21 protein-coding genes and 1 pseudogene are annotated in these 24,218 nt (G+C 68.9%); 10 read left to right on the top strand and 12 right to left on the bottom strand.

The genetic code is table 11. The annotated features are described in order from the left end of the window. Positions 1-573: 573 nt before the first annotated feature. The 6 genes from QNO09_RS15675 to QNO09_RS15650 all read left to right on the top strand — a co-directional run bounded on the left by QNO09_RS15675 (position 574) and on the right by QNO09_RS15650 (position 6,632). The gene (locus QNO09_RS15675) at positions 574-1,431 is read left to right on the top strand and encodes a MerR family transcriptional regulator (protein WP_283970792.1); all 858 of its coding nucleotides are present in this window, start codon (positions 574-576) and stop codon (positions 1,429-1,431) included. A gap of 304 nt (positions 1,432-1,735) precedes the next feature. After that, positions 1,736-2,479 (top strand): FHA domain-containing protein, encoded by a 744-nt coding sequence (locus tag QNO09_RS15670; protein WP_283970791.1) that lies wholly within the window; start codon positions 1,736-1,738, stop codon positions 2,477-2,479. Further along, positions 2,476-3,870 carry a protein kinase domain-containing protein gene (locus QNO09_RS15665; RefSeq protein WP_283970790.1) on the top strand — a complete coding sequence of 465 codons (1,395 nt, stop codon included), beginning with the start codon at positions 2,476-2,478 and terminating at the stop codon, positions 3,868-3,870. Before QNO09_RS15670 ends, QNO09_RS15665 begins: the two co-directional genes overlap by 4 nt. Before the next feature lie 120 nt (positions 3,871-3,990). Next, positions 3,991-4,605, top strand: a complete 615-nt coding sequence (locus tag QNO09_RS15660) for a M23 family metallopeptidase (RefSeq protein WP_283970789.1) — start codon at positions 3,991-3,993, stop codon at positions 4,603-4,605. A 163-nt stretch (positions 4,606-4,768) separates the two neighbouring features. Next, positions 4,769-5,365 (top strand): ALF repeat-containing protein, encoded by a 597-nt coding sequence (locus QNO09_RS15655; RefSeq protein ID WP_283970788.1) that lies wholly within the window; start codon positions 4,769-4,771, stop codon positions 5,363-5,365. Positions 5,366-5,966: 601 nt separating this feature from the next. Continuing rightward, complete coding sequence (locus QNO09_RS15650) at positions 5,967-6,632, top strand: hypothetical protein (protein WP_283970787.1); 666 nt, start codon at positions 5,967-5,969, stop codon at positions 6,630-6,632. Positions 6,633-6,809: 177 nt separating this feature from the next. On the opposite strand, the gene QNO09_RS15645 is transcribed toward QNO09_RS15650, so the two are convergent. From QNO09_RS15645 to QNO09_RS15625, 5 genes are all read right to left on the bottom strand, one after another. Then, the gene (locus QNO09_RS15645) at positions 6,810-7,787 is read right to left on the bottom strand and encodes a DUF6807 domain-containing protein (protein WP_283970786.1); all 978 of its coding nucleotides are present in this window, start codon (positions 7,785-7,787) and stop codon (positions 6,810-6,812) included. Next, a complete protein-coding gene (locus QNO09_RS15640) occupies positions 7,784-8,899 on the bottom strand; it encodes a Gfo/Idh/MocA family protein (protein ID WP_283970785.1) in 1,116 nt (371 codons plus the stop codon). Before QNO09_RS15640 ends, QNO09_RS15645 begins: the two co-directional genes overlap by 4 nt. 90 nt (positions 8,900-8,989) lie before the next feature. Next, positions 8,990-10,294 carry an ABC transporter substrate-binding protein gene (locus tag QNO09_RS15635; RefSeq protein ID WP_283970784.1) on the bottom strand — a complete coding sequence of 435 codons (1,305 nt, stop codon included), beginning with the start codon at positions 10,292-10,294 and terminating at the stop codon, positions 8,990-8,992. A 102-nt stretch (positions 10,295-10,396) separates the two neighbouring features. Next, positions 10,397-11,167, bottom strand: a complete 771-nt coding sequence (locus tag QNO09_RS15630) for a carbohydrate ABC transporter permease (protein ID WP_283970783.1) — start codon at positions 11,165-11,167, stop codon at positions 10,397-10,399. 118 nt (positions 11,168-11,285) lie between these two features. Next, positions 11,286-12,206: a carbohydrate ABC transporter permease gene (locus tag QNO09_RS15625; protein ID WP_283970782.1), complete on the bottom strand. Its 921-nt coding sequence runs from the start codon at positions 12,204-12,206 to the stop codon at positions 11,286-11,288. 184 nt (positions 12,207-12,390) lie between these two features. On the opposite strand from QNO09_RS15625, the gene QNO09_RS15620 reads away from it, so the two are divergent. Further along, complete coding sequence (locus QNO09_RS15620) at positions 12,391-13,419, top strand: LacI family DNA-binding transcriptional regulator (protein ID WP_283970781.1); 1,029 nt, start codon at positions 12,391-12,393, stop codon at positions 13,417-13,419. A gap of 215 nt (positions 13,420-13,634) precedes the next feature. On the opposite strand, the gene QNO09_RS15615 is transcribed toward QNO09_RS15620, so the two are convergent. Beyond that, the gene (locus QNO09_RS15615) at positions 13,635-14,345 is read right to left on the bottom strand and encodes a cupin domain-containing protein (RefSeq protein ID WP_283970780.1); all 711 of its coding nucleotides are present in this window, start codon (positions 14,343-14,345) and stop codon (positions 13,635-13,637) included. Positions 14,346-14,475: 130 nt separating this feature from the next. On the opposite strand from QNO09_RS15615, the gene QNO09_RS15610 reads away from it, so the two are divergent. Next, complete coding sequence (locus QNO09_RS15610; RefSeq protein WP_283970779.1) at positions 14,476-15,120, top strand: SGNH/GDSL hydrolase family protein; 645 nt, start codon at positions 14,476-14,478, stop codon at positions 15,118-15,120. Between the two features lie 85 nt (positions 15,121-15,205). On the opposite strand, the gene QNO09_RS15605 is transcribed toward QNO09_RS15610, so the two are convergent. From QNO09_RS15605 to QNO09_RS39960, 3 genes and pseudogenes are all read right to left on the bottom strand, one after another. Then, the gene (locus QNO09_RS15605) at positions 15,206-17,458 is read right to left on the bottom strand and encodes a choice-of-anchor Q domain-containing protein (RefSeq protein WP_283970778.1); all 2,253 of its coding nucleotides are present in this window, start codon (positions 17,456-17,458) and stop codon (positions 15,206-15,208) included. A 739-nt stretch (positions 17,459-18,197) separates the two neighbouring features. Then, a complete protein-coding gene (locus QNO09_RS15600) occupies positions 18,198-19,049 on the bottom strand; it encodes a LacI family DNA-binding transcriptional regulator (RefSeq protein ID WP_502962300.1) in 852 nt (283 codons plus the stop codon). A gap of 33 nt (positions 19,050-19,082) precedes the next feature. Beyond that, positions 19,083-19,232, bottom strand: a pseudogene (locus QNO09_RS39960) (LacI family DNA-binding transcriptional regulator); the annotation flags it as partial. A 230-nt stretch (positions 19,233-19,462) separates the two neighbouring features. Between QNO09_RS39960 and QNO09_RS15595 the strand changes: the two are divergent. Then, the gene (locus tag QNO09_RS15595) at positions 19,463-20,533 is read left to right on the top strand and encodes a LacI family DNA-binding transcriptional regulator (protein WP_283970776.1); all 1,071 of its coding nucleotides are present in this window, start codon (positions 19,463-19,465) and stop codon (positions 20,531-20,533) included. A gap of 679 nt (positions 20,534-21,212) precedes the next feature. On the opposite strand, the gene QNO09_RS15590 is transcribed toward QNO09_RS15595, so the two are convergent. Beyond that, positions 21,213-21,782, bottom strand: coding sequence for a hypothetical protein (locus QNO09_RS15590; RefSeq protein WP_283970775.1), 570 nt, complete (start codon positions 21,780-21,782; stop codon positions 21,213-21,215). 618 nt (positions 21,783-22,400) lie between these two features. Between QNO09_RS15590 and QNO09_RS15585 the strand changes: the two genes are divergently transcribed. Continuing rightward, positions 22,401-22,862, top strand: coding sequence for an SPW repeat protein (locus tag QNO09_RS15585; protein ID WP_283970774.1), 462 nt, complete (start codon positions 22,401-22,403; stop codon positions 22,860-22,862). A gap of 466 nt (positions 22,863-23,328) precedes the next feature. On the opposite strand, the gene QNO09_RS15580 is transcribed toward QNO09_RS15585, so the two are convergent. Then, positions 23,329-23,841 carry a GNAT family N-acetyltransferase gene (locus tag QNO09_RS15580; RefSeq protein WP_283970773.1) on the bottom strand — a complete coding sequence of 171 codons (513 nt, stop codon included), beginning with the start codon at positions 23,839-23,841 and terminating at the stop codon, positions 23,329-23,331. Between the two features lie 98 nt (positions 23,842-23,939). Beyond that, entirely contained in the window at positions 23,940-24,143 is a 204-nt protein-coding gene (locus QNO09_RS15575) for an MbtH family protein (protein WP_283970772.1), read from the bottom strand. Positions 24,144-24,218: the final 75 nt, after the last annotated feature.

The following is a 24,218-nucleotide window of genomic DNA, read 5'->3' as shown; positions in this document are numbered from 1 at the left end:
TTTGCCGACGTCCAGGCCGAGGAACACGCCCACGTCTTCGGTGTCGAACATCGCGCCCTTCCCAGAGAGTTGAACGTGCCGGCCTTGGCAGTGGCGTCGTACGCGCGCATCCACGTTATGCAGACCTGCCGCCCGCGAACCGTCCGGCATTGCGCCGGACCGGGCGGTGGCCGGGCCTCTCATCGCGTCTCCGACGGCACCTCCCGGGCCCGGTGACACCACCCCCCAGGTCATCAACTTCGACAGGGGGACACAGTCATGCCGGGCCCGGAGGCCAGCGGTCCCGTTGCGGAACCGCGAAAGACATAGCGGGACGACGTGACTCTGAGGCCAGGGCGTAACACCGTGACAGTGACGGCGACCATCAACGGCTCCACGTACACCGACAGCGTCGACTGGACTCTCGGCTGAGAACTTCTGGGTGCGGGCTGACGATTTCAGCCCGCCCAGACCACCTCGGCTTGGTTCAGCGGCGCGGGGACAGCGCGGGGCGCCTGCGGCAGCGGGGTTTGCATGTGCCGTAACGGCATGTGGTCCAGTAGGCGGCGAGCACGACATTGAGAGGTTCCTCGCATGCCCCTTCCTGCGATTCCCCGCCGGGTCAAGATCGGCGATGCCGCCGCGTTCGCCGGGACCACACCCCGCGCCATCCGCCACTACCACACCATCGGGCTCCTCGCCGAACCGGAACGCGGAAGCGACGACCGCCGCCGCTATGGATACGACGACATGATCCGCCTGCTGTGGATCCGCAAGATGGCTGATGCGGGTATCTCCCTGGACGACATCCGGGACGGCTTTGAGGGCGCCACCGGCATCGAGCAGTCCCTGGCCCGGCTGGAGGAGTCCCTCGCCGCCAAGGCGGCCGCCATCGAATCCCAGCGGGCCGCCGTGCACCGCCTCCGCGAGGTGGGCAGCCCTCTGGGCCTGCTCTCACCGCTGGTGAGCGGCCGCCTGCATGATCTGCCGCCCGGAGCCCTGCGCCCGGCCGATCTCGATACTCTTCTGGTCACGGAGCGTGTGTTCGGCCCGCTGGGCGCTGCCGTCCAGGCCAACCGGTTCATCGTCCTGGCCACCCACCCCGATCTGCGGTCCGAGGAAGACCGCCTGGCCGAGGCCGAGGCGGCCCTGGACGACACCATGTCCCCCGACGACCCCCGCATCGAAGATCTGGCCGCCCAGCGGTGTACTCATGAGACCGCCTTGGGAGTCACCATCGACAGATCCGGTCTGGACGAGGCCCTCGACGACCTCCTGGACCAGGAAGACGAGCACGCCGGCGAGGAGGAAGGCGAGGCGAGGCGGAGCACGATGGAGGCCATCGGCAAGATGCCGTACGACTTCTCCCCGGCCCGCGTCCGGTACGAGGAACGTGTCATCGAACTGCTTCACTCGGTCGATCAGGACGGCGACATCCCACGGACCTGCTGACGGGCGTCGGTGCTCGGGGCGAGCCCGACAAGAGCAGCCCAGAATGGAGCAGCACGAACGCAACCACGTTGCCCCGGCAGCTGTTGGGCACTGTGCGAAGAGAGCAGAAGAACACGCCGAGGGCACTTGCCCGGTCGTCCACCAGTGCCGTCTGCCGTTGTCCACGCGCACCGTCAACCACCTCGCCGGTCTGCTGCGGCGCCATCTGAAGGCAAGAAGTGACACGCCGACTTTGCCATCCCTTGGGGCATCCGCACCCGCCCTCCTACCCTGGACGTAGTTTCTTCAGGGGGAGGCAGCCGTCATGCACAGCATCATTGTCGTGCCCATGCTCAGCACATGCCCGGACGATCACATCCACCTCGACCCCTGCGAGTCCCTGACCTTCGGCCGTTCCGCACGACCATCCGATCCGCACCTGGTCATCCCGCACGAGGGCGTCTCCAGAGAGGCCGGCGAGATCACGGCCGCCGGCGCCTACTGGAGGCTCAGCAACCTGAGCGGCGCACAGACGTACGTGGTCGAGAACCCGGAAGGCGCCGGCGAGCACATCAAGGTCCCACCCGGTCGGCTCGACGCACCGGTGCCCTTCGAGTTCTCGCGGGTGGTCCTGCCGGCCGCCAGCGAACTGCTGAGCTTCGACGTCTGGGCCCCTCGCCACGACTATCTCGACCCCACCGGCCCCAGAGGCGGAGCCCCCACCGCGTCCGCCTTCCCACTCGACCGCGGCAAGCGGTACTTTCAGGTGCTGGTCGCCCTGTGCGCCGGACGCCTGAGCGGTGAGCCGCACGCCCCCGTGCCCACCGCCGAGGAACTCGTCGAGCGACTGCGCCCGTTGTGGCCGTCGGTCTCGCGTTCGTCGGTGGCGTGGAACATCGACTACCTGGCGGTCAAGCTGCGACTGAAACCGGCTCCGGACTCCGCGCCGGGAGGCGGACCGCGCCTCAACGGCAAGAAGGAGAGTCTGGTCTCCCTGGCCCTGCGCTTCGACCTGGTGCGTGAGGCCGACCTGGCCCTGCTCAGCGGAAAAGCGGAGGCCTTGCGGTGAGCCAGGAGTCGTGGCCGTACGCCGTCCAGGTCCCACGGGGTTACCGCGTCGGCGCCTGGGACATACGCGAACCCATCGCCTCCGGGGCCTTCGGCAGCGTGTACGCCGCCCGCCGGGCCGAACTCGCCGAGGGCCTGCCGGCCGAAGCCGCGCTGAAGTTCCTGCCCACGGGGACCCAGACTCCGCGCCGACTGCGCCACCTGCGGGAACTCGCCGAGCGCGAGACGGAGTTACTGCGCAGGCTGCAGCGCCCGCGCCTGATCCGCATGTACGAGACCCTGACCGTGGACGACCCTTCCCGTCCCGGGCTCGACGGCGCCACCGTCCTCGTGCTGGAACGGGCCGAGGGCTCCCTCGACCAGTTGCTCGACCAGCTGACGACCCGGTTCCGGGGCCGGGGAGACACCCCGGCGGACCGCACCGTCGCCGTCCCCGGAGGGCCGTCCCTGGTCGCCCAGATCTGCGAGGGGGTGGCCCATCTCCACCACGCGGGCTGGGTGCACGGCGACCTCAAGCCCGCCAACGTGCTGCTGATGGCGGACGGTTCGGTCCGCCTCGCCGACTTCAACATGGCCGCCGAACTGGAAGGCACCCACGCCTACTCCCCCGCCTTCTCCACCCCCGACTACACCCCGCCGGAACTGCTGTGGGCCGAGGTCTGCGAACGCGGCCATCAGACCCGTCCCACCGCCGACATCTGGGCCTTCGGCGTCCTCGCCCACCTGGTACTCACCGGCGGCCTGCCGTTTCCCGGAGCGAACCCGGCGGCTCGCCGGGAAGCGGTTCAGCGTTACGCCAAGGGCCGGGAGGAGCTTCGCCTCTCGCCCGAACTGCCGGATGCCTGGCGGCAGATCGTCGCCGACTGCCTCGCCCCCACGCACGCCGACCGCGCCCCGCACTCCGCGCAGTCCCTGCTCCGCCGGGTCGAGGCCGCGGCCGGGGCGGCCCGTTCCCCACGGCTGCCCCGGCTGAAGCCGAGACGCGGCCCGCACCCCGCCGTCCTCGGCGCGCTGGCCGCGGTCACCGTGGTGTCGCTGGCCGCAGCCGGCCTCCTCGCCCTGCGCGAACCCGCGCCCCAGGGGTACGCGCGCTGCGACCGGGGCGACGTCTGCTTCTTCACCGAACCGGGAGGACAGGGCGAGATGTGCGCCTGGTACGAGTACGACGACGACTGGATCGGCGGCATCGTCACCTGCGACTGGGCGAAGACCACGAAACCGAGGTCGGCCTTCAACAACGGCTACACGGAGGATCCGCACGACGACGTCCGGCTCTTCCGCGAACCGGGAAGGAAGGCGCCGTTCGGCTGCATCCAGTCTCTCCAGAAGGTGGACTTCCCCGACCCCGGTGGCCTGGTGATCCGCTCCCACGAATGGGTGCCGGCCTGCTGAACCGAGAGCCGTCAGGGCGGTCGCCCCGCAACGTTCGAGGTACCGCTTTCGCGGCTGCGGCCGAATGCTTGACGCGTCCAGCGCCAAGAGCGACACAAGCACGACAACGGGGAGACACAGATGAACACTTCACACCCGGTCCGGCGCCGCAAGGCGGCCGTGGGGCTCGCGGCCGGCGCGCTCGCCCTCGCGTTCGGCCTCGAGTCCGCCGGCACCGCCACAGCGGCACCGGTCTCGGCCCGGATCGACGTGGTCCCGGCTGCCAAGCCGAAGTTCCAGATGCCGTTCGCCTGCGACACCCACTGGCGACTCGACGCCTACGGCAGCGGCCACGACCCGGCGCTGGACATCGTGGTGAAGGGCAACACGGGCTCGTCGGGCAAGGCGGTGTACCCGGGCTACAAGGGCAAGGTGGCCCGCACCTTCTGGGACCGGGGCGCCGGCAACGTCATCGTCATCGAGCACGGCAGCGGCTGGTACACGGCGTACTACCACCTCAAGGACAAGCACGACAGGTACGTGCAGAAAGGCGACCAGGTCACCGCGAAAACGAAGATCGGCCGCATCGGCGCCACCGGCGGGAACAGCGGCGACTGGGCGCACCTGCATTACGAGCAGCGCTACAAGACGAACGGCGTCCCGACGGAGGCCGACCGCAAGCCCGTGCACTTCAACGGCAAGAAGTACACGGGGACGGGGAACACGTGGAGGGACGTCGTCAGCAAGAACTGCTGACGTGGTTGCGGAAGAGTTCGGCCACTTCGGCGGCCCGCCGGTCAACACCCGGCGGGCCGCCGACGGTTCGTGGCAACCCCGCACCGCCGGAAATGCTCCGCCTTCCCGGTCCATGCATGCGAACATGATCTCGATTTACATGACTTGGAGGAAGGTTTCACACATGAGACTCACTCGCGGTGCCCTGTTCGTGGCCGCCGGCGCCCTGACCCCGGCCCTCCTGCTCGCCACCCCGGCGTTCGCCGCCGGCACGGCTCCCGGCACCACCACGGCGGCAGCGGCATCGCCTGCGGACGGCACGCCGGTGGACGAGATGTCGGAGGACGACCTCCGGATCGCGATCCTGCGCATCCTGGCCGACCCGGACTCCGGTCGCGGCGTCACCCGCGAAGCCAACGAGGCGCTCGACGGCACCGTGGAGGACATGCGGGAGTTCCTGAAGACCGGCTACCGCCTCGCCCAGGCCGAGGACGACGGCGTCGCCATCGCCCGCATCCTCGCCGACCCGGACTCCGGCCGAGGCGTCAAGCGCGAAGCCGGCAAGGCCCTCGACACCAACACCCCGGAAGCCCTGCGCGCCTTCCTGGAGACCGGCTACCGCCTCGCCCAGGCCGAGGACGACCGCGTCGCCATCGCCCGCATCCTCGCCGACCCGGCCATCAGCGACGCGCTGCGCGCCGCGGCGGAGGACGCCATCGACGGCACTCCGGAGGAACTGCGGTACTTCCTGGAGGTCGGGCGGTACGAGGTGGACGGCTGAGCGTCAGGGCAGTTCACCGTCGTTCACGAGCCGGAGGGCCCCCTTCCACGTGGGGAGCCTTGACGTGATCCCGAGGCCCGTCCTCCGGCTGACCGGCTGCCTTGTCGCGCCCGCGGTCGACGATCCGTCGGCCGCGGGCGCGACACTCGATCACAGCCGGCTACACGACACGGAGCCCGTTCCCTGCGGCACTGGGGGCCGGGCCGGCGAACCGCTCAACGCGGCCCGCGTGCCCGTCCGGCGTCGCCGTCGATCGCAGTGCGTCCCAGACGGTGCGGCGCGACATGCCCTGCTCAGGCGAACGCCCTGCAAAGTTGCAGGTTCCCGCGCGCTCACACTCCCCGAAAGCTGTCATCACACCGGACCTCGGGGGAGAAACGTGTCGAGGCGATGGGAACAGCACCACAGGCGACGTGCGCACGCCGCGGCCTGCGCGCTCACGGCCGTCATCACGGCCGTGGCGAGCGGATGCACCCAGGACAGGGACGGGAGAGGTGCGGGCCGCGCCACGGCGGCAGCACGCTCGACGGAGCTCCGGTAACTCACGTACGTCGAGGAGACCCGGCTGTCGGACGCCGAACAACGCCTGGTCCAGCTGTGTATGAAGGGCCACGGTTTCCGCTTCGGGCAGCGTGAGCGGCTCACGGTGGAAGAGGCGCGGCCCGTCGGCTACGTCCAGGACGACGTGGCGTGGGCGCGCGAGCACGGCTACGGCAGCCGCATCCGGGAGAAGACCGACCGCGCCCGACGGGAGGACCCCAACCTCCGCTACCGCGCGCAGCTTGCCGCATCCCGGCGCGCCGCGTTCGACACCGCGTTCGACACCGCGCTCGACGGCGGCCGAGACGCGAAGCTGCTCTCGGTCGACGTCCCGGGCGGTGGGACGATCCGCAAGCGGGTGGGCGGCTGCCTGGCCGAGGCCCAGACGAAGCTGTACGGAGAGCTGCGGACGTGGTCCCGCGCCGACGCGGTCGCCGCCAACCTGCGGCCGCTGTACGTGTCCGATTTGCTGAAGGACAGGCGGTTCACCGAGGCTGTGGCGGCCTGGGAGCACTGCATGCGACAGTCCGGCCACGCCTATGCCGACCCGGGATGGACGTCATCGAACCCTCCCAGCCCGCAGACCCGTTCGAGCAGGAACGGCGCCCAGTCCAGGTCCAGGACCTCCACCGACGGTGGATCCCAGAGAGGATCTCCATCCTTCGATGCGTCGGCTGACCGGCGGCAGGAGGCGAGATACTCCCCCGGGATGCGGGCGAGTTGCTGAGTGACGGCCATGACGGCGGTATCTCGACGACGTCAACCGGTTTCCCTACTCGGCCTTGTCGGTGGGGTTCGTCGATGGCCCTTCGCAGACATCTGCGTCTGCCGCGATCGCAGCAGACGCAGATGTCGGGGAAGGCGTGCGCGTCCTGGTGAGCGGGAGTGCACGCAGAGGGCTTACTCAGTGGGCGGGGTCGGCTCGGTCCGCCGCGAAGCCGCCCGAAGCGACTTCTCCGGCACACGCGGACGCATCCGACCGTGTGAGCGCCCGGCGCACCGCGTCCGCGAGGGCGGGAGCCGCGTCCGCGTCGGCGTCGGCGATCCCGACGCCGTAACGGAAGCGCACGGTCTCGCCGTCCTCGATGGTCAGCTCCTCGCTGAAGAACGGTGCCGGATTGAGGCAGGCGAACTCCTCGGTCCGGGCGAACCACTGCGGCGGGTGACTCGGGTTGGCCGCGTCGTCGACCATGAGCACGAGCGACTGCGCGTCCGTCCCGTCGTGGCGGCCCGAGAAACCCATCCACTCCATGCGCCGCCCACGGACCTCGTCGCCCCCCAGGCCGACCTCCGTCACGAACTGTCCGCCGGTGAACGAGCGCGGGCCCCGCCAGAACAGGCCGCCGTAACCGGCGTTCTCCCGTCCCTTGGTGGTCGGCGACCCCATGGCGACGTCCGTTCCGGAGACGTTCGTCATCCGCGTCTCGAACGTCAGCGCCCAGGCGTGCGGGGAGATCAGACTCGCTCGCAGCGTCCTGCGCTCGGTGAAGAACAGCGCGCCGGACTGGGTGGTCCAGTCCAGGTCGTGCGCGAACGTCGCCGTTCCGTCGGCCCTGTCCAGGGCGACGACCCGTTGGTGCGCCTGGGTTCCGTTGTTCTCCAGCTGGACGTAGAAGCGCCCGTGGATGTACGTGGGGCCGCCCCAGAAGTTCTCCTCGCCGACGTGGGGCAGGGACCAGGCGATGCCCTTGTGCCACACGTGGTCGTGGGGACGGAACAGGCTGACCACCTTGCCGGCCCGGGTGCGCAGGGGATGGAGGTAGGGCTTGGGCGATTCCAGCTGGACGGTGTCCGGCTGGTACACGTAGCGGAACAGCTCGGTGCCGCCGTCGCGGACCGTGACCGAGGTGCCGAGGTCGTGGCGGATGTCGAGAGTGTTCATACCAGGGCCTCCTTGACCCGATCCCACGGCACGGCGCCGCCGTCCATGCTGAGCGTGAACGGGTCGTCGCCGGCCAGTTGCCCTGCCGCGACGCGTACTCCGCGGAACGCCGAGGCGTACGTCGCCGCCGCGAACTCCAGGGTGCGGCGCGCGTCCGACAGGGAGACACCGGGTTCCTGACCGGTCTCCCATGCGTCGAACACGGCCTCGATCTGGAGCCTGTGGCCGCTGGTGAGGTCCGGCTCGCCGGCGTCGGCCCACCGATCCGCGAGCTCCTCGTGGCCGGGGGCCGGCGTGAACCTCCAGTGCTCTTCGCGGTAGCCGTAGAGGTGCTCGAGTTCGACCGTGGCGTACTCGAAGTCGAAGCGCAGGCGCGAGGTCTCCCGGGGGGACAGCAGGGAGTTGACCACCGTGGCGAGGGCTCCGTTGTCGAACCGGACGGCGGCCACCGAGACGTCCTCGGTGTCCGTGGGCCGGGCCTGGCGGTCAGCGAGCGCGGTGATCTGGGACCACGGTCCGAGGACCGACAGCATCAGGTCGAACTGGTGGATGCCGTGCCCCATGGTGGGGCCGCCTCCCTCGACGTCCCAGCGTCCCCGCCACGGCACGTCGAAGTACTCGTCGGGCCGGTACCACAGGGTCTCGCACGTGGCGACCAGCGGCCGTCCCAGCGCACCGGCCGTGGCCAGCCGGCGCAGGCGTACGGCTGCCGCGCCGTAGCGGTGCTGGAAGACGGTCAGGACCCTGGAGCCGGTCTGCTCCTGTACCGCGGCCAGTTCGTCCATCTCGCGCAGGCTCAGCGCCGTCGGCTTCTCCACCAGTGCGGTGACGCCGGCCCGCATCGCGAGGGAGGCCAGGGGCGCGTGGGTCTGCGGTGGGGTGCAGATGTGGACGAGGTCGAGCTGCTCGCTCTCCAGCAGGGCCTGCGGGTCGCCGAACACGTGTGGCACGGAGAACCGGTCGGCGAACTCGGCGGCGCGTGTGGGGTCGACATCGGCGACGGCGACCAGGCGGGCGCGTTCGGAGAGGTGGGTGAGGGCTTCGGCATGGGCGTGGGCGATACCGCCGGTGCCGATGATGGCCACGCTGTACGGCGGCCGGGAGCTGGGCATGGGTGGTTTCTCTCTTCTGGATCCGACCCGCTCTGTGCGGGGCTCACCCCGGGGGCCGTGGGGCGGCGACGACGGCCCCCGGGGAGGGGGTCACTTGGCCGCGTCGATCTCGCTCTGGAGCTCCTTGATGAAGGCCTTCGCGGCGGCTTCCGGCGAGGTCTTCTTGAAGTAGACCTCCTGGCTGTAGCGCTGCAGCTGCGGCTCGACGCCGCTTCCGCCGTTGGGGGTCACGACCGGCGACTCACCCGGTGTCACCGTGTTCATGTAGTCGGCTGCCGCCTTGTCGGGCCCGGTCAGACCCCCCTCGAGGTGCTTGAGCATCTCCTTGTTCGCGGGGATCCCGCGCTCCGTCTTGAGGATGTCGGCGGCCTTCGCGTCGTTGAGCACGAAGTTGACGAACGCGGCGGCCTCGGCCGGGTGCTCGCTCTGGCCGGAGACCGCCCAGTACATCGAGGGCTTGAAGAAGTTCGCCTTGGTGTCGCCGACGCGGGGCAGCCGCAGCAGCTTGAGCTTGGCGCCGGTCGCCTCCTGCAGCGCGGTGATCTGGGTGTTGTAGGCCCCCATCATGGCCGCCTTGCCGGTGGCGAAACTGCCGGCCGTGATACCGGCGGTCTGGTCCTCGACCATCGTCGAGGCCTTGACGCTGGCCCCGGAGGAGATCAGGCTCAGACCGTACTTCCACATACCGGCGAGCGACTCGGCCTTCAGCGAGACGTTCCCGTCCTTGCCGAAGAGTTCGTTGCCCTGCTGGCGAGCCCAGTACTTGAGACTTCCGGCGTCGAACCCGGGGGCGCCGGCCACACCGTGGATCTTGCCGCCGCTCTTGTCCGTCAGCTCCTTGCCGATCCTGGCGTAGTCCTCCCACGTCCACGTCTTGTCGTCGGGGAGCTTCACGCCGTACTTCTTGAACAGGTCGGTGTTCACGGCGACGGACATGACGCCGATGCCGACGGGAAGCGCGTACTGCGTGCCGTCGACCTGCCCGGTGGCCAGGGCCTGGTCGTCGAACTGCGAGGTTTTGACGATCTTCTCGGCCTTGCCGAGGTCGTAGAGCGCTCCGCGGCCGGCGTACGAGGCGAGGTAGAGCTCATCCATCTGGATGACGTCGGGGGAGTCCTTGGCCGCGGTCGTCGTGGCGAGCGCGTCCCAGTATCCGGCCCAGTCCTTGTACTCTCCCTTGACCTTGATGTTGGGGTACTTCTTCTCGAACGCCGCGATGACCTCGTTGGTGAGCTGAGCGCGGGCGTCCGCTCCCCACCAGGTGGCGCGGATGGTGACCGGCTTGTCGCCGAGCTCGGGAGCGGCGCCGGTGCTGCCGCCGGAGCAGGCGGTCAGTACGAGCGAGCAAGAGACGACGGCTCCGACGGCGACGCGTCTGAAGGGGCTGGCATTCATGTGCTTTCTCCTGTGCCTGAGGGGTGGATCGGGTGGGTGGCTGCGAAGCGCCCGAGCGGTCATGACTCGTTCGCCGCCGCGGTCCGGCAGTAGCCCCCGCGGTCACTTGCCGCCGGTGGTCGCGATGCCGCGCAGCAGGAAGCGCTGCCCGGCGAGGAAGACGAGGAAGACGGGAACGAGCGAGACCACGCTCATGGCGAACACCGAGCCCCAGTCCGTCGCGGTCTGCTGGTCGACGAAGGCGCGCAGCGCGAGGGGCGTGGTGTACATCACCGGGTCGGTGAGGTAGATCAGCTGGGTGTAGAAGTCGTTCCAGGTCCAGATGAAGGTGAAGATCGCGGTGGTCGCCAGGGCCGGGACCATCAGCGGCAGGATGACGTGGAAGAAGATCCGCGCGTGTCCGGCGCCGTCGATCCGTGCGGCCTCGTCGATCTCGCGCGGGATCCCACGGATGAACTGCACCATCAGGAAGATGAAGAAGGCGTCGGTCGCCAGGAACTTCGGCACGATGAGGGGCAGGAACGTGTTGACCCAGCCGAGTTCGGAGAACAGGACGTACTGCGGCACGATGATCACGTGGATCGGCAGCATGATGGTGACGAGCATGATGGCGAACCACACGCGCTTCGCCCGGAATTCGAGCCTGGCGAACGCGTAGGCGGCCAGGGAGCAGGCGAGGAGGTTGCCGAGGATCGCGCCGATCACGACGATCAGCGAGTTGATCATGTAGTGGCTGAAGGGTTGGGCGAAGGCGCTCCAGCCGTTGGCGTAGTTCTCGAGGCGCGCGTGCGTCAGGGCCAGTCCCGCGCTGCGGAAGATCTGGTTGTTGGGACGCAGCGAGCTGACCACCATCCACAGGATGGGATACAGCATCGTCAGAGCGCAGAGAGCCAGCAGGCAGTGCTTGAGGGGAGCGCGCACCGCGCGCCTGACCCGGCGTATCGACTGAGGGCGGTCGACGGGCAGCGGGCGGGGTACGGCTACGGCGCGGTCAGTCATCGTAAAACACCCAGTACTTTGAGGCCCAGAAGTTGACGGCGGTGAAGACCGCGACGATGAGGAGCAGGACCCACGCGAGCGCGGACGCGTACCCCATGTCGAAGTGGCCGAACCCGCGCTGGTACAGGTACAGCGAGTAGAAGAGGGTGGAGTCGGCGGGGCCCCCGGTGCCACCGGAGACCACGAAGGCCTGGGTGAACGTCTGGAAGGCGTGGATGATCTGCAACACCAGGTTGAAGAAGATGATGGGTGTCAGCAGCGGAATGGTGATGCTGCGGAACTGGCGCCAGCGCTTGGCGCCGTCGACGGAGGCCGCCTCGTAGAGAGAGACCGGAATCTGCCGCAGTCCGGCGAGGAAGATCACCATGGGTGAGCCGAACGTCCAGACGTTCAGGACGATGAGAGTCGACAGCGCCGTTCCCGGTTCCGAGATCCAGCCCTGCCCCTGGACACCGACCAGGGCCAGGGCATCGTTGACGAGGCCGTTGGTCCCGAACATCGCGCGCCACAGCACGGCGATCGCCACGCTGCCGCCGATGAGCGACGGCAGGTAGAACACGGAGCGGTAGAAGGCAAGGCCCCGCACTCCCCTGTCCAGCAGCAGGGCGAGTCCCAGAGCCAGCGCCAGCTGCAACGGAACGGAGACCAGGACGTAGCTGAAGGTCACCCCGAGCGACTTGTGCAGCCGCTCGTCGTGGAGCATCCGCGTCCAGTTGTCCAGTCCGCTGAACTGCGGCGGCTGCAGCAGGTTGTACTTGGTGAAGCTGAGGTACAGCGAGGCCAGCATCGGGCCGAGCGTGATCCCGAAGAGCCCGGCGAACCAGGGCAGTAGGAAGAAGAACGCCGCCTTGTTCTGCTGTCGCGCGCCCCGTTGGGACCCGCGCAGCCGGCGTAGTTCGTTGATGGAGCTCACGGCACTGCTCCCTTGAGCGGCGGCATCGAAAACACAGTGGTGCGGGCCCGTCCCGGGCCCCGCGTGACCAAAAAGTGATCGTTCACTCTTCGGGTTGCGAGGACCATAGTGAACGATCACTTTTTGCGTCAATAGTGTGTACGCTCTGACTTCCGTAACGTTGGCGGATGGGCGGGAGAAGCGGATGGACAGCGCTGAGACGGCGCGACGGCGGCCGACGATCACCGATGTGGCGCGACTCGCCGGGGTGTCGCCCCAGACGGTTTCGCGGTATCTGCGGTTCAACGGCGGGCTCAAGCCCACGACCCTGGAGCGCGTGGAGAAGGCGATCCGTGAACTGGACTACCGTCCCAACCTGGTGGCACGGTCGATGCGCACGCGCAAGACCGGCCGGCTGGCGATACTCATGCCCGCCATGGCCTTCAACCCGTCCCGCATGCTGGCGGGAGCCAGCGCGACGGCACAGGCCTCAGGGTATTTCGTGGACGTCGTGAGCGCCGGGGGCGGCGTACGGGCGAGGAGTGAACGCCTCCTGGAACTCGCCGACTCGGGGCAGTACGAGGGCATGCTCTCCCTGGCCCCCGTGCTCCCTGCGGTGGAGAGCAAACTGCACCAGAGGACGACCGTGGTGATCTCCGCCGACTTCGACGACGAGATGCGCGGCATCGGGGAACTGGCCGACGCCAGGCCCGTGGTGCGGATGATCGAGCACTTGGCGGCGCTCGGTCACTCCCGGTTCCTTCATGTGGCGGGCGACGCGCACTTCGCTTCCGCGAGGGCGCGCAAGCAGAGCTACCTGGACACCGTCGAACGCCTCGGGGTCGAGTCCGTCGGGGTCTTCGACGGAGACTGGTCGGGGGCGTCCGGCATCGAGGCGATACGGTCGCTCCCGAGCCGTTCGCGGCCGACCGCGGTGATCGCGGCCAACGACCTCGTCGCCGCCGGCGTCGTCCGGGGCGCCCGGGAGCGCGGCTGGGACGTGCCGGGCGACCTCAGCGTGACCGGTTGGGACAACGTCGGGGTCGGGCAGTTCATGACCCCGTCCCTGACCACCGTCGACGTGGATCTCGAACGGCTGGGCAGCAAGGCCATGGCCAAGCTGATCGCGGGCTTGACGAACACGGCGCCCGAGCCGAACGACGTGTCCCTGTTCCGGGTCATCTGGCGGGAGTCGACGGCCGAGCCGCCCCCTGGAAGCCGCCTCGCTCCGTAAACGGTGACCGCTCCCGGGCGCGGTCCGCGGCCGGCGCGGGCGTCCTGGCCTTGAGCGGTAACCGCTGCTGTGCACGGCCGCCCGCGCCGGCCCCGGCCGGTGACCGCGCCGACCCTTCCGCCGCACCGGCGGTCGGCCGGCTACGGACCGCAAGGCGGCACGGCAGGCACCCGCCCAGGCTCCCGTCACGGGCTCCTGGGTGCGCGTTGTCGTCGTCAGTCCTGGTAGACGTCAAGCCGCCCACACATGCCGAACTTCCCGCGGGCCGTGGGCTGTTGCGTCCGGACGACGGCATCGGAGAGGTGGGGGAACTCCCCCTGTTCAAGCGAGTCGAGCTGCACCGCGGTTGCCGCCGCGGCGGCCTCGGCCCCCTGCCGGAACCGCTCGCGCCACTCGGCGATGCGCGGCCGTACGAGCGCGACGGCGGCCCGGTGGAACGCGGCCAGGGCCTGTGGTCCCTCGGCCTCCCGCAAGGCCCGGTATCCCTCGAGGGCGAGGTCGCGCCGGGCCCGGGCGACGCGCTCCTGCTCCTCCTCGGGCGCGTTGGCCGGGATGACGGTGGCGCGTGCGTACGCCTCTGGATCGGTCAGGTACTCCGGGGGCAGCGTGAGGACCGCGTCCCCGGCTTCCGGCAACCCGCTGTTCTGCATCAGAACGGTGATCCGGAGATCGCTCTCGTTGACCAGCCGGTGGATGGTGCCGGGTGTGAACCAGGCGACGGCACCGGCCTGAAGGGGAGTCACCTCGTACCCGGACGCGGTCAGCGTCTGCACGGCACCCCGGCCGCCGGTGACGACGTAGGCCTCCGAGCACGCGAGGTGCATGTGAGGGGTGCCGCCGCACACCCCGTCGGCGGCTGGCCAGTCGTACACCGACAGATGCGAGAGGGCAACACCCCCGGGCAGTCCGGTATGGGTTGTGATCATGTTTCGTCAGCACTCCATTTCGCGACAGCAAGCGCTTACTATCTTCTCCTGAACTTACGTTCCTCTGGCCCAACGGGTCAATGTTCGGACTAAAATCAGGTCAGAAATCGCGAGCTGTAGGGAGATTGATGTGGGTAACGGGCCGGCAGGGAAAATCCTCTATGCCTTCGGCGACAGCATCGTGCACGGACACGTGTATCCGCGCAGTTTCGTGGACCTCGTCGCCGAGCGCGAGAGCATGACCCTTACCAAGTTCGCCCGGAACGGCGCGACTATTGGCGTCGACCCACATGCGTCCGGTGGACAGATACGCACGCAGGTCGAGGAGGCGACTGACATCGCGCCGGATGTTCTCCTCCTTGACGGCGGCACCAACGACGCCCAGTCGATCTTCAGGGACCAGCGCTACACAGTGGGTACTTACGCGGATGAGCTGGAGAAGACGCTGTACACGATGCAGCGGAAATGGCCGCGCGCCCGCATCGTGTACGTCGCCGCCCACAAACTCGGATCGAGGGACTGGAACACTCAGGTGGCGCTGCGTGAGGTGACGTTGCGGGCATGTCAGAAGTGGGATGTGGCGGTTGCCGACGTTTTCGGGGACACCTCGTTCGACACCCGCGATGACGCCCAGCGGGCGAAATACACGTTCGACGACCTGGTCAACGGTTTCCCCGGTACGGAGGGGTCGGGAACGCACCCCAATATGGCGGGTATCACCACCTTCTATGTGCCGGTGGTCAGCGCCTGCCTGCAGAAGATCTCATCGCGTTGATCAGTATGGAAATCAGCTCTGCCGGGCCGATAGCGGCCCGGCAGAGCTGTTTACTCACTGGAGAGATTTCAGCGGACCGAAACGGTCACTGGCCGTATCCGGTGCCGCGCGACACTCGGACGTCGTCCACGTGCACCGACCCGCGCTCGCCGCCGTTCGAGTACCACGCGACCTTCGCGATTCCCGGCATCGAGGTGCGGAACGCGGCATCGGTCAGGATGCGTCGGCCGTCGATGTCCAGGTCGAAGTGCTGGTTCACGGTGTCCACGGTGAGCGTGATCCGATACGACTTGCCCTTCGTGTACGTACCGATCGCGGAGTCCGTGGTTCCCTGATACGCGTGGATCTGGCCGCGCGCGAACGCGACGCTGACGGCTTGGTTGCCGCTGGAGTTGTACACGTAGGGCAACCCGAACCAGCCGCCTTGCGTGTCGTTGCGCATCACCTGCGCGTCGATGGTCACGACGCCCTGCAGCGGGGTGCTGAAGAGCCGGGCGAGGTTGGTCCCGTCGGTGCCGCCGCCTTCGATGGTGCGGGTCAGGCGGACGCTCTTGTCGGTCGCGGACGGCGTCTCCACCACGGAGACGTCGTTGTTGGTCGAGATGACCCGCCACCCGTTGGTCCCGTTGGCGAGAGCGCCGGTCGTCAGGCCGTTGAACGTATCCGTGAACGCGATGCCGGGCGCGCCCCGCTCGAAGGCGCCGATCTCCGGGCCGTTCCCGATCGGCACAGGAGCCCCGGCGTGGTCGAGGCCGCCGTTGCCGGTGACGGTGGCGCCGGAGTCGACGAACGGTGATCCGGACTGGAGCGCGAAGTTCGCCGCCGTGCCCAGCCTCGTGCCGTTCTCGTCACCGTAGGGTCCCGTGACGGAGGGGTTCACGAACTGCGGAGCGCCGACGACGGCGTTCGCGTCGGACGAGGGCCGAGTCGTCAGGTTGGACGAGTAGCCGTTGTTGTTGTAGACGATACTCGACTGCTGCTTGAACTCCGGTGCTGAATTTCCGGAGATGAACAGGTTGTTGGTCAGCGTCACCCTGCCGGAGGCGCCGCCGCTCACCAGGGTCTGCGAATTGGTGTTGGCGAAGGTGTTGTTGTAGACGTGCGCCACCGAGCCCGTTGTCTGCGACATGTGGAGGTTCCACCGCTCGCTGCCGGTGATGACGTTGTAGCGGACCACCGCGCTGCCGAAGTTGACCGAGGAGTTGCACGCGCAGAGCAGGATGCCGTCGCCGTTGTCGTGCAGGTAGTTGTACTGGAAGACCTGGTTGGTGGTGCCGATGTCGGGGTCCAGACCGTTCGCGTCGGCACTGCCACCCATGTGGTGCGTGCCCATGACCTCGTTGTGCTGGACGGTGACCCTGTCGGCCATGTTGGTCTCGACGCCGGAGACGCCGACCCGGTCGATCACGTTGCCTTCGACGAGTGCGCCTCGGGTGCCGGTGACGTAGATGCCGTTGCCGCCGAAGTCGGTGTTCGCCTGCGTGATGTAGTTGCCGCGGATCGTGACGTCGGTGTGCGGGGTGAAGCGGGAGTCCGTGGCCGTGGCGCGCTTGCCCCAACCCGTGAAGACGGCACCGGGCGCGTCACCGGCGTACTGCTTCGTCACGATTCCCGCGAACGAGGTGTTCTTGATGCTGGAGTTCTGCACCGTGATGTCGTCGAGCACGGTGGGGGCGCCAGGCGCGGCGATGTCCTGGACCGTGGTGAGGAAGGCGATGCCACCGCTGTTCTTCGAGCGGTCCCAGCCGTTGTTGAAGGTGATGCCCGGCTTGTTGTTGGCGGTGTTGCCGCCGATCCACTTGACCTCGCCGGTGACGTCGTGCACGTCGACCGAGTCGATCACGAAGTGGTGGAGGGTCTGGCCGTTGTTGCCGTGTACGCCGATGCCACGGAAGTCGCCGAGCTTCGAACCGTCTGTCGTCCCGGTGGGCACCGCGTTCGACACGTCGAGGTTGCGGATTTCCCAGTACTGCTGGTTGAACAGCCGCACCGCGTCGCTGACGGTGCCCTGGCCGGCGATCTTCGGCTTGGCGCCCGTTCCGTAACTGTCGATGGAGATCGGGGCGCCGTCTGTGCCGGACCCCTTCGGCCACAGCTGCCCGGTCCAGCTGTCACCGGCCTCGAAGCGAATGGTGTCGCCGGGCTGGAACGTCGTCGAGTTCACCTTGCTCAGCGAGCGCCAGGGCGCGCTGCTGCTGGTGCCGGCATTACTGTCGTTGCCGCTCGTGCTCACGAAGTACGTGGTGCCCGCGGCGTAGGCACGCTGCACGGGGATGAGCACGATCGACGCGAGCACGACGGCCAGCGCGCACAGTGCGGCGGCTGTCGCTCGTGACACAAGTCTTCGGTTGACGGTCATTGTCCTCTTCTTGTCGTCCGTGGTGGTGAGGAACTGGCTCCTGTCGTGACGCCTCCGGCCGCGACGTCCGGTAACGACTCGGGGCGCGGGCGGTTCGGGACCGTGAGGTGGACGCACCAACGGGTGCGCGACGACATGGGTGCGGGTCCGGCCGGACCCGCACCGTCCGGGGTTGAGCTCGGCGGCGGCTGCGAGAGCCGTGCTTCCCTCGTCACAGTGCCCTCCTGGAGGTGGAGCCGGCCGCCACGATTGCTCATGCCTGCCCCCTGGGGCTGCAGTGGGAAAACGTATTCCGCGCAGTGTGCCCAGCGATGACTGAGTGCGTCAAGGTTTCGGGCAGATGAACGCACGGGCGGTGCGGAGGGTCCTGCCGGAAGCCGACGGCATCGTGGGGCAGCGAGGCACGCGGCAGCACGTCTGCTTCGGTACTGCGCTCGCACGGGCTGCTCAGACACCCGCTGCACGCCTCACCCACACCCGCGCTCCCTCCCAGGAGGATCTCTCCCGCAGGGGCCTGCCGCGTGGGATCGCGGAGGTGAGAGGGCGCACCCGGTGGGAGGGGTCATCTCTCGGCGGGAAAACGCATTCCGCGTGGGAGGTCCGTCCGTGATCGAAACGCGTCTCGCGTCGGGCAGCCCGTAGAACGTCTGCGACGAGTCAGTCTCCGGTGGCCGGACACACTGTGTGCGTCGGCCGGAGTGATCGGTCCAGGGGCGGATCAGGCGATGCGGACCGCCACGCTGTCGCGCACCACGACCCGCCCGCGCATCATCAAATGCTCCGCTTCCGCACGATCCGCGAGCGCGAGGCGGACCGCTTCGGCACCTGCCTGCGCCAGCGGCAACGACACGGTCGTCAGCCGCGGTGTCACGTCGACCGCGAGCTCGATGTCGTCGAAACCGGTCACCGAGACGTCGTCCGGCACCGCCACCCCGGCAGCCCGGAAGGCGGACATCGCGCCGATGGCGATGGTGTCGTTGGCCGCGAGCACCGCGTGGGGCGGCTCCAGCCCCTCGGTGATCATCAGCCGCGCCGCGTCGAACCCCCCTTCACGGCTCACCGCACAGTGCGAGATCCGGATGTGCCGCCCCTCGACGCCGCCGTCGCGGAGCCCGGCCAGGAAGCCCGCGGTACGGGTGGAGACGTTTCCCTGCCCGCGCGCGCCGGCGAGGATCGTCACGTGCCGGTGCCCCGCCCCGGCGACGAAGCCGGCCAGTTCCTTCGCAGGGCCGTGATTGACGAAGCTGATGGAGTCGAACGGCATGTCGGTGTCACCGACGATCACCACCCGGCCGCCCTCGCGTTCGTATCCGAGCAACTCGTCGAGCAGGCGCCCCCCGAGGGCGTTCGCGTCGAGGCGGCTCGAGGTCAGAATGAGCGCACGCGGCCGCAGCGCACGCTGCAGCCGGACTGTCTCCAGCTGCCGCTCGGCGGTGCCGCGGGTCGACGAGACGGTCACGAACGCCCCGGCGTCGCGCGCCCGCCGCTCCATCGCCGCGACGGCCATTGCCATCGACGGGGTCGTGAGGTCGTCGCCGACGACCGCGATCGAGTCGTTCACGCGCCGCATGGCCCGGGCCGAGGCGTCCGCGGTGTAGCGCAACGCGGCCGCGGCGGAGAGGACCCGCTGCCGGTACTCCTCCGCGACCGTCCGGGAACTGCCACCCAGGACGCGTGACGCCGTCGAGACCGATACGCCGGCGGTCTCCGCCACGTCACGCAGGGTGACGGTCGGTCTGGCTGGATGGGGCATCGCGCCGTTCCTCCTGTCTTCCCCTGCCACGAGCGTGGGCGCTGTCGTCCCTGACCGGAGGATAGCCGTGGCCTGTCGGCGAGGGGTACAGGAACGGGTTCCGGCGCCGGCAGCAGCCGCCGGAAGAACGCAGTGCGAAACCAGGAGGGAGCGTCCCCCCTGCGGTGTGGCTCTCTGTGGCTGCACCGCCACCGCCGCGGTCCCTTGCGGCGCGGTGCACAATGTGCGGCATGGACGATGCGTCGGCGGGGCCTGTGCGGCGGCGCCAAGAGGCCGTATTCGGAGTGCGCCAGGCAACCCTGCGCGATGTGGCACGGGCGGCGGGTGTCTCGCAGGCGACGGCGTCGCGCGTTCTCAACGGCAGCATCCGTAACGTCCGGCAGCAGAACGTCGACCGTGTGCTCGCCGCGGCCGCGGAACTCGACTACACGCCGCATCTGTCCGCCCAGGCGATCGCCCGGGGATCGACGAACACCGCCGCGTTGGTCGTCAGCGGTGTCGACGACCCGTATTTCTCGTCCATCGCGGGCGGGGTGACGCAGGCGGCGGAGGCGGCCGGCCTCATCGTGACCATGGCGGTCGCGGACCGCTCCCCCGAGCGGGAACTCCAGATCGTCAGGACACTGCGCGGCATGCGGCCCCGCGCCGTCATCCTGGCCGGCAGCCGGATCGACGGCCACGACACCCGCGACGCCCTTGCCCAGGAACTCGACGCCTACCGGGAAGCGGGCGGCAGCGTGGTCCTGATCAGCCGGCACGACCTGCCGTTCCACACCGTCAGCATCGACAACTACGGCGGAGCGCGCCAGCTGGCCCGTGCGTTGGTCGGCCTCGGCTACCGACGGTTCGCGGTGGTGCGCGCGCACGCCGGGCTCAGGACGTCCCGCGACCGGTGCGACGGCTTCACGGACGGCTTGCGCGAGTTCAACATCGACCTCGAGGAACGGTTCGTGGTGGAAGCCGAGTTCAACCGCCGGGGCGGTGGTGCGGCAGCCCGTGAACTGGTCCGACGGGGCCTTGACGGCACAGAGCTCGTCTTCGCCGTCAACGACGTCATGGCCATCGGCCTGATGACCGCCTTCCGTGACACAGGGCTGATCCCCGGCCAGGACGTCGCCGTCGCCGGCTTCGACGACATCGGCCCGGCGGTGGATGTCGTCCCGGCGTTGACCTCTGTGACCGTGCCTCTGCACCAGGTCGGGCTCCACGCGATGGCACTCGCGCTTTCCGAGGGCGATACCTCGCGGATACTACCGGTCTCCACGAACATCGTCCTGCGGGGCAGCACCCCCCGCAGGTGACAGACCCTCGCTGTGGCGAGCGGCGAGACGCTGCTGGTGAACGGCGCCGCCGGGGTGGTCCGCTCCGTGGGCCTTGCGTCCGCCACCGCCCGCGTCCTCGGTGGACCGAGGTCCGCGAGCAGTATTGAGCACCCGGTTCACCAGGCACAGCACAGAAGCGGAACACCACGATCACGAACGGGCGGCAGCGCCGTCGCCCTCGTGGACCAGATGGCGCAGGACCTCCAGCGTGGTGGTTCCCGCGAGTTCGATCAGCGCCTGGGTAAGGCGGATCCGCGTCGCGGAGTCCACGGTCGGCGCGGGCAGTTCGTCGATTGCCTGACCTGGACCGATTCGACGCCGCGTCCTTTCCCGGAGGGGGGACAGAGCGGTACCCGCAGGTGGTGCGCTTAGCGCCCGAGGGACCGTGCTCGCTGCGAAGGGCCCGGGGACATGCGGCAGGTCGCACAGCCACCGCCCTGCTGGGAGCAGGCTGGGAGGCGTGACCAGCGCGCCGATCGTCGTACCCCCTCCCTCCCGTACCGGTGGCCGAAGCCTCACCGTGCACGCACGGGGCCTGGACGAGATCCTCGGCACCGCCTACAGCGACCACGATGTGGTGGTGTGGTGTTCCTCGAGGTATCGGGCGCATGCGGGCGCTTTGGCTGACGGTCACCTTCCGTTGTCCCGCCGCGAGGCTCTACGACATCAGGTGGGTCGCGGAACGTGCCCGCTCCCACATGCCGGGGACCTGTTCGACTGGACGCTGCTGTTCGCCGTGCAGGGCGTTGAGCACGACCAGGCATCCGGTCAGGGCCGGTACCGCCCACTGTGCGGCGGCCAGTTGCCGCCGTGCCTTGTCGAGGTCGATCGGGTGCTTCTCCGCCTGTTCGGCGTCGGCGGGGTCGGTGGAGGAGGCCAGCTCGACCTTTTTGCCCAGGATGCGGGCGTAGGCGGTGGCGGCCAGAGCCGCGGCGGTGACGACGGTCTTGGCCGTGGTGGAGGCGCCCACGCCCTGTTGTGTGGCGACACGGTGCGCGTTCACGGCGAGCAGCCCTCCGCCGCCGAACAGGTGTGCTCCGATCGCGGCTGCGTTGACCGGCGCCCACTTCGCCCAGCCCGACGAAGAGATCCGGTCACGGCCGGCCCCCACGCCACCTTCGTCCTGAGCCGCACCGTTGAGGCCGACCGCCCCCATCAGTGAGCCCCCGAACCAGGCGGCCAGACCAAGATCATGCAGGCTGCGGATGACGGTGTTGCGTTCAGACATGACAAAGCTCCCTCGGGTCAGCCGGAAGGGCTCGGCCTACGTGGACGGCGAAGCCCACCCCACCCTCGCCGAACTGCGTATACCTCGCCATCACGGCAGGCCGAATGGGTGGAACGGTGCGAAAGCTGTTTTGGGACCGCCGTATCGCCTGGCTGGGACGGACGCCTCGTGCCTGCGGTGCGTGATGGTTTCAACGCTGCAGCGAAGGGGCTCTGAAAGGCTGTGACGGCGCGTCCAGGGCCCCGACGCCGTGCAGCGGGACGCGCCTCACCGGGACAAAGAAGCATGCGGAAGTGGGGCACCACCGTCCACCCCCATGGCGCGGCCCGGGAATGAGCGGCCCCCGCTCCGAACCCACCGGCGAGCGGCCCGGTGACTGGCGTCGGCGAACCGGGTGCGCAAGGCGCGTAGGAGCCACTCGCAGGGAGAGCCCGCGCCGCCCGCGCCGTCAGCTCGCGGAGATTCATCGGGCAGGCCCGTCACGGTCTGATCTGGCCTTCGAGCACCTCCCCGCGCGAGCACGTGAAGGGCGAAAAGGTGGGTTTGTTCCTTTTTGGGGTACGCGGGACATCGGCAGTAGAACAGCTGGAGGAGATCATGAGCTATACCCCACCCAGCATGGAATCCCACCCGGACATCCTTGAGATGCGTGCTCGGCACGAGCGGGCAGCGACCACTCCCCGCGCGCAGGCGATTGAGGCTCTGGGTGTGGTTACCGGGCTGTACTTGGCGGCCTCGCCCTGGATAGCGGGCTTCAACGGCCTTTCGACCCTGGCCGTCAACAACCTGATCGTGGGCATCGCTTACGCGCTGCTCATGGGCGGCTTCGGGCATGCCTACGAGCGCACCCACAGCATGGCTTGGGCCGCCGCTGCGCTGGGGGCGTGGACGATCATCGCGCCGTGGGTGGTCTCGGGCGAGGTCGACACGACGCGCACCATCACCAACAACGTGATCGTGGGTGTGATCGCCTGCGCACTGGCCCTTGCGGCCGCCGCCGGCGCGAACATGTCCTCCGGCCGCCGTTCAGGCGGCGCCTCCGGCTACGGCAGCCGCGACGCAGGCACCTCCGAACAGTAGAGGGAACCGCCTCGAGCGCCGCAGTCAGTCAGGGCCAGTGGCTGCGGCAGCATCGGCCAGCCTGGGTGAGTGCCGGTTTCCGACGTAGGTCACCGTCACAGCCGCGGGCCGAACGTGCTCGACCCCTGGCCCAGGAACAGCACTTCAACACCTCCCTGATCGTGTGGGTCGGACCCGGGTGCGTTCCGGCCCCATCACCGAAACGGCAACCGAACATCACCAAGTGGGTCGACCGCGACGTATGGACCGCAGCCGTCAACGAGGCCGGATACCTCACCCGCCGCTGACATCTCATCAGGCCGTCCTCGAGCCCCTCGGGGTCAGCCGCCGCTCCGTCGTCGGACACCGCTCCTCCGGCACAAGCAGCGGCGCGAACTCACCACCGTGGCCGGAAGGCTCCGGAGAGAGCGGATCAGAGCAGTAGCGGGCCGGCGCCTCGAGAGCGTACTGAGACGCCCGACCTGGGTCATTCGGCTTCCGTTGCCGTGATCACCATCAGCTTGGTCACCTTCCCGTCGTCGCCGGTCACGTCCCGTACGTGCCGGAAGCCCAGGCGGCGGCACATGGCCAGACTGGCGGCGTTGTCGGCTCCGACCATGCCGTAGGCCTCCTTCAACCCGAGGTTGTCGGTGGCGTGGCGCAGCAGGCCGCGGACCACTTCTGTGCCGAGGCCGCGGCCCCAGTAGGGGGGTGCGAGGGCGGCGATCAGCTCGTGTCCGTCGACGTTTCCGGTCTTCTTGACCTCTGCGTGCCCGGCATAGACGTCCTCGTGCCAAATCCCCCACACGTCGAACAGGCGCTGGGGGTAGACGTCCGTCAGGATGGTGCGGAACAACGTGCGGATGTCCGCCTCGGGCACGCGTTCCTGACCCATCCAGCGACAGACCTCCTCGTCGCGCAGCAGGGCCACAAAGGCGTCCTCGTCCTCGGGACGATAGGGGCGGAAGGTGAGTCGTTCGGTGTGCAGGGCCGGTGTCATGAGGCTCCTCGGGAAGGGTGGACAGGCGGGCGGATCGGGGCGCGCTCCTGGAAAGGCGCGCGCCCCGGCCCGGTCCCGCGTGACGTTGCGCGAGCGCGTCAGGCTTCGGCGTTCTTCATGTGCTCACGCAGGCTGCGCGGGCGCATGTCGGTCCACACCTCGTCGACGTAGGCGGAGCACTCGGCCTCCGTGCCCTCCTTGCCGACGGGCTGCCAGCCGGCGGGCACCTCGATGTCGGCGGGCCACAGCGAGTACTGCTCCTCGTCGTTGCGCAGCACCTGGTAGCGGGTGTTCTCGTCCATGTCTGTCGGGCTCGCTCTCTGTGTTCGTGACGGGTCTCGGCGGTACGGGTCGGTCGGGCGGTGCCGGCGGTGGGG

Origin of the sequence: Streptomyces sp. 378 (genome assembly GCF_030124145.1) — a bacterium.
Classification (GTDB): domain Bacteria; phylum Actinomycetota; class Actinomycetes; order Streptomycetales; family Streptomycetaceae; genus Streptomyces.
The sequence above is the reverse complement of the archived record's forward strand: the minus strand, read 5'-3'. Positions and strand labels throughout refer to the sequence as shown.

Excerpts from the sequence above, each read along its gene's own strand:
- QNO09_RS15615 (WP_283970780.1), bottom strand. The coding sequence starts at position 14,345 with ATGATCACAACCCATACCGGACTGCCCGGGGGTGTTGCCCTCTCGCAT.
- QNO09_RS15600 (WP_502962300.1), bottom strand. The coding sequence starts at position 19,049 with ATGCGGCGCGTGAACGACTCGATCGCGGTCGTCGGCGACGACCTCACG.
- QNO09_RS15640 (WP_283970785.1), bottom strand. The coding sequence starts at position 8,899 with ATGCCCAGCTCCCGGCCGCCGTACAGCGTGGCCATCATCGGCACCGGC.
- QNO09_RS15635 (WP_283970784.1), bottom strand. The coding sequence starts at position 10,294 with ATGAATGCCAGCCCCTTCAGACGCGTCGCCGTCGGAGCCGTCGTCTCT.
- QNO09_RS15575 (WP_283970772.1), bottom strand. The coding sequence starts at position 24,143 with ATGGACGAGAACACCCGCTACCAGGTGCTGCGCAACGACGAGGAGCAG.
- QNO09_RS15660 (WP_283970789.1), top strand. The coding sequence starts at position 3,991 with ATGAACACTTCACACCCGGTCCGGCGCCGCAAGGCGGCCGTGGGGCTC.
- QNO09_RS15655 (WP_283970788.1), top strand. The coding sequence starts at position 4,769 with ATGAGACTCACTCGCGGTGCCCTGTTCGTGGCCGCCGGCGCCCTGACC.
- QNO09_RS15675 (WP_283970792.1), top strand. The coding sequence starts at position 574 with ATGCCCCTTCCTGCGATTCCCCGCCGGGTCAAGATCGGCGATGCCGCC.
- QNO09_RS15580 (WP_283970773.1), bottom strand. The coding sequence starts at position 23,841 with ATGACACCGGCCCTGCACACCGAACGACTCACCTTCCGCCCCTATCGT.
- QNO09_RS15670 (WP_283970791.1), top strand. The coding sequence starts at position 1,736 with ATGCACAGCATCATTGTCGTGCCCATGCTCAGCACATGCCCGGACGAT.
- QNO09_RS15650 (WP_283970787.1), top strand. The coding sequence starts at position 5,967 with ATGAAGGGCCACGGTTTCCGCTTCGGGCAGCGTGAGCGGCTCACGGTG.
- QNO09_RS15595 (WP_283970776.1), top strand. The coding sequence starts at position 19,463 with ATGGACGATGCGTCGGCGGGGCCTGTGCGGCGGCGCCAAGAGGCCGTA.
- QNO09_RS15585 (WP_283970774.1), top strand. The coding sequence starts at position 22,401 with ATGGAATCCCACCCGGACATCCTTGAGATGCGTGCTCGGCACGAGCGG.
- QNO09_RS15630 (WP_283970783.1), bottom strand. The coding sequence starts at position 11,167 with ATGCTGTATCCCATCCTGTGGATGGTGGTCAGCTCGCTGCGTCCCAAC.
- QNO09_RS15590 (WP_283970775.1), bottom strand. The coding sequence starts at position 21,782 with ATGTCTGAACGCAACACCGTCATCCGCAGCCTGCATGATCTTGGTCTG.
- QNO09_RS15620 (WP_283970781.1), top strand. The coding sequence starts at position 12,391 with ATGGACAGCGCTGAGACGGCGCGACGGCGGCCGACGATCACCGATGTG.
- QNO09_RS15645 (WP_283970786.1), bottom strand. The coding sequence starts at position 7,787 with ATGAACACTCTCGACATCCGCCACGACCTCGGCACCTCGGTCACGGTC.